Raw genomic sequence first — 4,858 nt, 5'->3', positions numbered from 1 at the left:
GCTGTTCGTCTGCATCGACAAGATCACTTGCGCCCGGATGCACGAGCGGATCATGCCGCGCTGGCGGGCGAAGGCGGCAGAAGTGCGCGCTGTACTAGAAGCCAGGAAGACAGAAGCCGCCGCGCCCGGCGACGAAGGCGCCCGTGCGGCGCTGAATGATGAGGTCGCCCAGCTCGAAAAGAAAGCCAATTGGCTCGACGAGACGGTCATCGGGATCATCATCAGCGAGGCGCAAAACGAGGTCGCCGATTTCAAGAAATGGGGGTTCGACATCATCCCGCACCGAGCCCTGATGAAAAAGGGTTTCGAAGCCGATGGCGGCGAGCGCGTCGATGTCGAAACTGCCTTCAAGAACCCAAAGCACCCATTCCGCGTGGGGATCGTCTGCGCCATGTGGCTGACGGGTTTCGATGTTGAATGCCTCGCGACCCTCTACATCGACAAGCCGATGAAGGCACACACGCTGATGCAGGCTATCGCGCGGGCGAACCGGGTTTATCCCGGCAAGGATTTCGGGCTGATCGTCGATTACAACGGCATGCTGGCGAGCCTCCGTGCGGCCTTAGCGCAATACGCGCTTGGCGATGACGGAACAGGCGGCGAGGAAATCATCGCACCCATAGAAGAGCGGGTGCAGGCGCTCATCGAAGCCATCGAGGCGACCGACGCTCATTTGCGTGGGCTTGGCTGCGATCCGGCTACACTGGTTGGGGCGAAGGGGTTCGCGCGGATCAAGGGGCTCGCCGATGCAGTTGAAGCCGTCTATTCGAGTGACGAAAGTAAGCGGCGCTTCGAAATCATGGCGCGGCAGGTCTTCACCCGGTTCAAGGCGCTGCTCGTTGAGCCGAGCGCTTGGGCATACGCCGAGCGGCATGACAATGTAGAAGCGATCTACAAGAAGCTGACCGAGCGGCGCGATACAGCTGATGTGACGGAACTGCTCAAGGAACTGCACCGGATCATCAACGAAGCCATCCGGACGCAGACCGTCGGTGACGATCAAGCCGAAGGACTGACCTTCGATCTCAGTCAGATCGACCTCGAACGGCTGCGTGATGAGTTCGCCAAGAAGGTAAGGCGCAAGGCTACCGCGCTTCAGGATATCCGAGACATCGTCGAGCAAAAACTCGCCGAGATGCTGGCGCGCAACCCGATGCGTATGGATTTTCAAGTCAAGTACGAGGAGATTGTGGCCGCCTATAACCGTGAGAAGGATCGCGCAACGATCGAGGAAACATTTCGGCGGCTGGTTGAGCTCGTCAACAGTCTCGACGAGGAACAGAAACGGGCGGCAAGGGAAGGCCTAGCCGATGACGAACTGGCTCTGTTCGATCTCATTCGGAAAGACGGCCTGGATAAGGTCTCACGCGAACGCGTCAAACAGGCCAGTCGGGAACTGCTCGCTTCGATCAAGGCGCGATTGGCGGAACTGGATCGTTTTTGGGAGAAGGAACAGACCAAGGCTGACGTAGAGGTGTTCATTCTGGACGAAGTGTTCGCAAGCCTGCCGTCACCGCCCTTTACGCCCGAGGAGAAGAAGCTGGTAGCGAGCAATGTCTATGCGCACGTCTGGCAACAAGCCATGAGTGGCGGCTTTGCAAGGGCGGCTTTATAGACCGTTGTTGGGCTGGTCGCCTTGGCCATAGGCGAAATTTAGGGCACCGCCCCTCACTGCTCCTGCGCATACAGCAGCCGTGTCGTCGTGTTCGATGCCGTCGACAGGCTGCGCTGGATCAGCGCCTCGACGTGGTCGTTGCGCTGGCGCGCGCTGTCGGCGCCCATCACCACGAGGATGAGCCGGCGGCCGTCGGCATCGTAGGAGGTGACGATGTTGAAGCCTGAGGCTCTGATATAGCCTGTCTTGATGCCGTTGACGCCGCGGACGCGGCCGAGCATGTCGTTGTGGCCGCGCACCAGCCTGCCCCGGAACATGAAGTCGCTTTCGGAGAAATAGTGGAAATGCTGCGGGAAGCGGGCGCGCAGCGCCATGCCGAGCACCGCCATGTCGCGCGCCGTCGTCTGCTGGACGCCGTCCGGCAGGCCCGAAGCGTTGCGGAAGACGGTGCTGCGCATGCCGATCTGGCGCGCTTTGGCCGTCATCATCGCGGCGAACGCGTCTTCGCTGCCGCCGAGATATTCGGCGACGGCGACCGCCACGTCATTGGCCGATTTGACGACGATCGCCCGGATCGCCGTCTCGACATCGATCGCCTCGCCGCGCCTGAAGCGCAGCTTGGTCGGCGGCTGCCTGGCGGCGTTGTCGGAGACCGGGATCAGCGTCGTCTTGGCTAGGCGGCCCTGGTCCAGCGCCTCGCACAGCAGGTAGAGCGTCATCATCTTGGTCAGCGACGCCGGATAGCGCGGCGCCGTCGAATTGACCTCGAACAGCGTCTTGCCGGTGCTGCCGTCGATGACGATGGCGGCATATTTCTGCGGCGCCGCCGGCACCGCCAGCATGGTCTCCGGCGGCGTCGTCGTGCAGCCGGCGACGAGCCCCAGCAGCGCAAACGCCGCGACAAATCTTTGGATGAGCGGAAAGAGGCGCGGTTTGGACAAGATGGTCTGTTCTGAAGGTAGACTGTTGCTGAAACGAGTGGGAAACTAGCCTAACCGAAAAGCGCCGTCCATTTGGTTAATGCCAGTCTTGCCCAGGGTTATCCCCGGATAAACGCATTTCCGCGCCGGCGCCGTCGATCACCTGCGGCCCAAATCGCCTGTTTCCTGTCCTGATCTTCCCACGCGGTCGCGCTCCGGCTAGAAAGGGCGCGCATTGGGTATTGGGGGATTGCATGGCGGGCGGTATCGGCATGGGCGGCGCTGCGCCGTCGCTTATCAGGGCATCTCTTGGCCGCACCGGCAGATGGGCCACCGGCGTGGCCTTCGTCGGCGGCTTCATTTCCGACATCCTCAATCCGCTGGCGCCGTTCGCCGCCTATATCGCGCTGGTTGCCGCGATCGCCGCGGCGATCATCGCCATCGCCATTGTGCTGCGGCTGGTGCTGGCGGCCAAGGCGCTGCCGGCGCTGGTCTTCGCCAGCACCGCCGCGGCGGTCGCCGGCGGCGTCTTTGCCGTTCAGCAGCAGACAAATTCCCAGAACGGGCTGGTCGCCGGCCTGGTGCCGGCCGTGGCCGAGCTGCAGCGCTCGATGGGCATCGTTTCCGCCAAGGTGGCGAAGATCGAGCAGACCGTCACCGAGACGCAAAAGACCGTCGAGACGGTCAAGCAATCGACCGACAAGGTTTTGCAAAAGACCGACGAGATCGCCTCGGTCCAGCAGCAGCAGACCGAGCAGGGGGCTCAGACGCAAAAGACCGTCGAGGCGGTCAAGCACACGACTGACACCCTGGCCGACACCGTGGCTGCCGGGCAGCAGCAGCAGCAGGCGCAGGCCGAGAAGCTGCAGGCGACGACCGAGCAGATCGCCGTCTCGATCGACACCATCGCCAAAGGTTTTGCCGCACTTGCCGCACAGGGCGGGGCGATCGCCGAGCCCAAGCGGCCGGACGAGTTTTACCACAATGCCCGCGTCTACGAACTGTCGGGCGACATGCTCAATGCCCGGCGCTCCTACCTCGCCTTCGCCGGCTTCGATGTCGACGCCATCGACCCCTACACGCGCTTCGCCACTCTGCTTCGGGTGCAGGATGGCAAGGCCGGTGCCCGCGAGGTGTTCGGCGCACTGGCCGACAAGGGCAAGGCGCTGTCGATCAAGCTTGTCCATGCCTTGCAGTTCGAAGATGCGCAGCGTCTCCAAAAGCTCAACGCGTTCGTCGCCGCCAATGCCGATTTCGCGCCGGCCTATTTCCTGCTGTCGCAGGAGTTTTCGGAAGATCGCCTCGGCTTCCAGGCGCTGTCCGACAAACGCAGCGAGGCGACGGCGCTGACCAAATTCCTGTCCTATGAGAAGGATGGCGGGCTGCTCAAATATTTCGTCGACCAGACCCAGCTTGCCGACTGGCTGGACCGCAGCCGCAGCCGGCTGGCAGCGCTTGGCGACGTGCTCGATGCCAAGCGCTTTGCCCCGACGCTGACGCCGATGCGCTCGAACCAGGGCTGGTCGATGACCATCTCCATTCCCGAACCGGCGACCGGCATTTCATGGCGCATGGGCGACAGCGGCCCGTTCACCGAAACCGGCTTCCTGGCGCTCAACGACCAGACCACCGGCAAGCCGATGCCCAATCCGAGCTTCGAATTGCCCGACAGCACCGCCGCCGGCAGCATCGCGATCAAATATCTCGATGTCAGCGGCCGCGAGACCGGCCCGTTCGACATCCGCTTCGACCCCGAGGCGGCACTTCAGCAAGGCAACAAGCAGATCCTCGACCAGTTCTGGACATCGTGGATCGCCTTCGACGCCAGCGGCAACCGCGGCCTGGTCTATTTCAGCCAGATGCTGTCCTACCGTTGCGCCATCAAGGCGGTGCACTACGGCCTGAACGGTGCGGCGCTCGACAAAGAGATCAAGATGCCGGCCTGCGACCCCAAGGACCCCTACGCCATCCCCTACGACTACCAGCCCTATTTCAAGGTCGCCGACAGCGTGAAGTCGATGTCGGTCCAGGTCACCTACACCGACGGCACCCAGTCGCCGGTGCGGGAATACAAACGGCAGTAAGCGTGCGGTGGCGCCGACGCCAGTGCTGCCTGACGTAAAATGCCGGCCACGCAGCTTGCGCAACCGGCCCCGAGCGGGTTTGCTGGCGCCGGCAGAATCAGCAGGTGCGCCATGGATACGCTCACGATCAAGGCAAAGGGCATTTCGGTAACGCTCGATCTCACGGTCGGCCATCTCGCCGAGATAGTGGTCGATATCGACGGGCGCCGGCTAAAACCGCTGCATCGCGCGCCCTGGAT

General features: G+C 62.8%; 3 protein-coding genes. 2 read left to right on the top strand and 1 reads right to left on the bottom strand.

Annotation, left to right across the window (positions count from 1 at the left end; translation table 11 throughout):
• Window positions 1-1,615 (top strand): type I restriction enzyme endonuclease domain-containing protein (locus E5W87_RS26930; RefSeq protein WP_292404569.1); only part of this gene is annotated, 1,615 nt, incomplete at its 5' end.
• 53 nt (window positions 1,616-1,668) lie between these two features.
• Here the strand turns inward: E5W87_RS26930 and E5W87_RS26925 are convergent.
• Window positions 1,669-2,556: a D-alanyl-D-alanine carboxypeptidase family protein gene (locus E5W87_RS26925; RefSeq protein ID WP_292404567.1), complete on the bottom strand. Its 888-nt coding sequence runs from the start codon at window positions 2,554-2,556 to the stop codon at window positions 1,669-1,671.
• A gap of 233 nt (window positions 2,557-2,789) precedes the next feature.
• Here E5W87_RS26925 and E5W87_RS26920 point away from each other — a divergent pair, with 233 nt between their 5' ends.
• Complete coding sequence (locus tag E5W87_RS26920; protein WP_292404565.1) at window positions 2,790-4,619, top strand: methyl-accepting chemotaxis protein; 1,830 nt, start codon at window positions 2,790-2,792, stop codon at window positions 4,617-4,619.
• Window positions 4,620-4,858: the final 239 nt, after the last annotated feature.

The organism is Mesorhizobium sp. (assembly GCF_004962925.1).
Lineage (GTDB): Bacteria > Pseudomonadota > Alphaproteobacteria > Rhizobiales > Rhizobiaceae > Mesorhizobium.
The sequence above is the reverse complement of the archived record's forward strand: the minus strand, read 5'-3'. Positions and strand labels throughout refer to the sequence as shown.

Bases quoted from the DNA above. Each gene is read 5' to 3' on its own strand.
- E5W87_RS26920 (WP_292404565.1), top strand. From the start codon at position 2,790: ATGGCGGGCGGTATCGGCATGGGCGGCGCTGCGCCGTCGCTTATCAGG.